Genomic DNA, 3,259 nt, shown 5'->3' on the forward strand with positions numbered 1-3,259 from the left:
AAGGCCAGCAGGGCCGGCGCCGACGATGACGACGTCGAATTCCATGTATTCGCGTTCCACAGGCTATCTCCTACTCAGGCTCACAGTATATTTTTTATAGTAATAATGAAGAGCAACGCAGGTATGATTCTCACCGCCGCGCGCCGCCAAAGGGGCGCATTATATCTACACCGTCGCGCAGGTCCAATACAAACGTTTGTTTGAATTCGCTACAGCCCAGATAAATCAAAGACACGCGGCTTATATCTGGCCATTTTGTCGTATTGACCAGAAAAGACGTTGCGGTCAAGATACGGGCGGTTTTGCGCTCGCCGTAGGCTGCACCGATCGCCAGGTCCGCCCAGGCGACTTTCTTTTCACCGGAGAGTAACGAGGAATCCATGAAGGTTCTTGTAGCTGTCAAACGAGTGGTCGACTACAACGTCAAGGTTCGCGTCAAAGCGGACAACTCCGGCGTCGACCTCGCCAACGTTAAAATGTCGATGAATCCCTTCTGCGAAATCGCTGTGGAAGAGGCCGTACGCCTGAAGGAGCTTTCTATAAAAGAGGGGGGCGTCGTCACCGAGATCGTCGTCGTTTCCATTGGCCCGACAAGTGCTCAGGAGCAACTGCGTACTGCGTTGGCTCTGGGGGCTGATCGCGCCATCTTGGTTGAGTGCGCCGAAGAGTTGAATTCGCTGGCCGTGGCCAAGCTGCTCAAGGCTGTAGTCGACAAAGAACAACCGCAGTTGGTGATCCTGGGTAAACAGGCCATCGACAGCGATAACAACCAGACCGGTCAGATGTTGGCTGCCTTGAGTGGTTACGCCCAAGGTACGTTTGCTTCGAAGATCGAAGTGTCTGGCGATAAAGTCAGCGTGACTCGCGAAGTCGATGCTGGCCTGCAGACTGTATCCCTCAGCCTGCCAGCGATCGTGACCACAGACTTGCGTCTGAACGAGCCACGCTACGCGTCCTTGCCAAACATCATGAAAGCCAAGAAGAAGCCACTTGAAGTGCTGACTCCTGACGCTTTGGGCGTATCTACCGCCTCCACCACTAAAACCCTGAAAGTTGAAGCGCCGGCGACTCGCAGCGCGGGCATCAAGGTCAAGTCGGTGGCTGAACTGGTCGAGAAACTGAAAAACGAAGCGAAGGTGCTTTGAGTTAAGGAGCCTAATATGACTATCTTGGTTATCGCAGAACACGAAAATGGTGTTGTTGCTCCAGCGACCCTGAACACCGTGGCGGCCGCTGTAAAAATCGGCGGTGATATTCACGTGCTGGTCGCCGGTGCCGGCATCAGTGCAGTCGGTGAAGCAGCGGCGAAAATCGCAGGTGTTTCGAAAGTGCTGGTCGCGGACAACGCGGCCTATGCACACCAACTGCCTGAAAACGTTGCGCCGCTGATTGTCGAGCTGGCTGCGGGCTACAGCCACGTGTTGGCTGCCGCGACGGCTAACGGCAAAAACATCATGCCGCGTGTTGCTGCGCAGTTGGATGTTGATCAGATCTCGGAAATCATCGCCGTTGACAGCGCTGACACCTTCAAACGTCCGATCTACGCCGGTAACGCCATCGCCACCGTGCAGTCTTCGGCAGCGATCAAAGTGATCACCGTGCGCGCAACTGGTTTTGATCCAGTGGCCGCAGAAGGTGGTTCGGCTGCGGTTGAAGCTGTTTCAGCTGCTCACGATGCTGGCAAATCCACCTTCGTTGGTGAAGAACTGGCCAAGTCGGATCGTCCGGAATTGACCGCTGCCAAAATCGTCGTTTCAGGCGGTCGTGGCATGCAGAACGGCGACAACTTCAAACACCTGTACGCCCTTGCTGACAAGTTAGGCGCAGCGGTGGGTGCTTCCCGCGCCGCCGTCGACGCAGGTTTTGTACCCAACGACATGCAGGTCGGTCAGACCGGTAAAATCGTTGCGCCACAGCTGTACATTGCCGTCGGTATTTCCGGCGCGATCCAGCATTTGGCCGGTATGAAAGATTCCAAAGTGATCGTTGCGATCAACAAGGATGAAGAAGCGCCGATTTTCCAAGTGGCTGATTACGGCCTGGTTGCTGATTTGTTCGAAGCCGTACCTGAGTTCGAGAAGCTGGTTTAATCCAGGCTCTTAACTTATAAAGAGAACCCGTTCGTTTCGGGGCTGAGTGAAAAGCAGTGGGTCGCAGGGTTCGACACGCGGCACATTTCGCACAGCCTCCAATGAGCGGGTTTTTTATTGGCTTCGATTAAGGATTGATCCATGGGTAAGCCTCGGCTGTTATTGCCAGCGCTTTTTTTTGGCATGTTCATGCTTCCCGTCCACGCGTTCGCTGTAGGTAAATGCGAGCGCGTTATCGTCACCGGCAGTCCTGATGCGCCACCCTATCTGTGGCGTAACCCACAAGACCCCAACCATTTGATGGGCGCCAATGCGGATCTGTTTAAGCAGGCCGCGCAAGAAATTGGCTTGAAAGTCGAGATTCTGTACGCCGGAAAACGCAGCCAGGCGCTGGATGAGGTCCGCAGCGGTCGCATGGATTTGCTGATCGATGCGCCACTGACGAGCGCTGAGCTAGAGTCGTTGGACTACATTCATCCGGCTTTGACCCAAAACGAAATCATGGTCTGGACGCGCCGCGATCACGTGCAACCGTTCAATGCCATGGTAGATCTGCACGGGCATTCCGGGGGGATGTCGGAGAAGATTCGGTTGACGCCTGTTTTCGAAGCGGCGACAGCAGAATATCTAAGCGTGGAACGTACGGCTAATCTGACCGTAGCTTTCCAGTCGCTCATGCTCGGGCACTTTGAATACGTGCTCGCCGGTCGCTACAGCGGCTTGGCCATGACCCAGACATTGGGCTTGTCGGCAGATGTGATTGCTCAACCTTTACCCTTGGATAAAACCGGTTTGTACCTCGGCTTGTCATTCAACTCTGCCTGCAACGAACCTTGGCTGCGCGGACAGTTGACGAAAAAGATGACAGAATTGGCCGCCTCCGGCCTTTCAGGCGACGCTGTAACGCGTAATCTAGAGCTGTGGAAAGCGCAGTTGCAACCGGCCAGTGCCCCAAACAAGTAGGAATGTTTTCGTGACTATTCGACCTTTATTTGCCGCCGCGGCGCTTGCTTCAGTGCTTGCCGCTTTGGTTGGCTGTGCCAACGATCCGGCGCCTCTCGCACAATTGAAGCTGACTGACCAGGCCGTCGAGCAGGCTAAAGCGGTGGGTGCGACCGACGAAATGCCCGAGATGAGTCTGGCTCAATCAAAACTGCTCAAGGCCCATA

General features: G+C 54.9%; 4 protein-coding genes and 1 pseudogene. 4 read left to right on the forward strand and 1 reads right to left on the reverse strand.

The annotated features are described in order from the left end of the window. Positions 1 to 130: 130 nt before the first annotated feature. Entirely contained in the window at positions 131 to 382 is a 252-nt protein-coding gene (locus M0974_RS00660) for a hypothetical protein (RefSeq protein ID WP_297831304.1), read from the reverse strand. Between M0974_RS00660 and M0974_RS00665 the strand changes: the two genes are divergently transcribed. The 4 genes and pseudogenes from M0974_RS00665 to M0974_RS00680 all read left to right on the forward strand — a co-directional run. Next, positions 381 to 1,145, forward strand: a complete 765-nt coding sequence (locus M0974_RS00665) for an electron transfer flavoprotein subunit beta/FixA family protein (RefSeq protein ID WP_297831306.1) — start codon at positions 381 to 383, stop codon at positions 1,143 to 1,145. The two genes, M0974_RS00660 and M0974_RS00665, sit on opposite strands and share 2 nt — an antisense overlap. Positions 1,146 to 1,160: 15 nt before the next feature. Beyond that, positions 1,161 to 2,090 (forward strand): FAD-binding protein, encoded by a 930-nt coding sequence (locus M0974_RS00670; protein WP_297831308.1) that lies wholly within the window; start codon positions 1,161 to 1,163, stop codon positions 2,088 to 2,090. Between the two features lie 141 nt (positions 2,091 to 2,231). Next, a complete protein-coding gene (locus M0974_RS00675) occupies positions 2,232 to 3,053 on the forward strand; it encodes an ABC transporter substrate-binding protein (RefSeq protein WP_297831312.1) in 822 nt (273 codons plus the stop codon). 10 nt (positions 3,054 to 3,063) lie between these two features. Next, positions 3,064 to 3,259, forward strand: a pseudogene (locus M0974_RS00680) (DUF4398 domain-containing protein); the annotation flags it as partial.

The organism is Pseudomonas sp., assembly GCF_026224925.1.
Lineage (GTDB): Bacteria > Pseudomonadota > Gammaproteobacteria > Pseudomonadales > Pseudomonadaceae > Aquipseudomonas.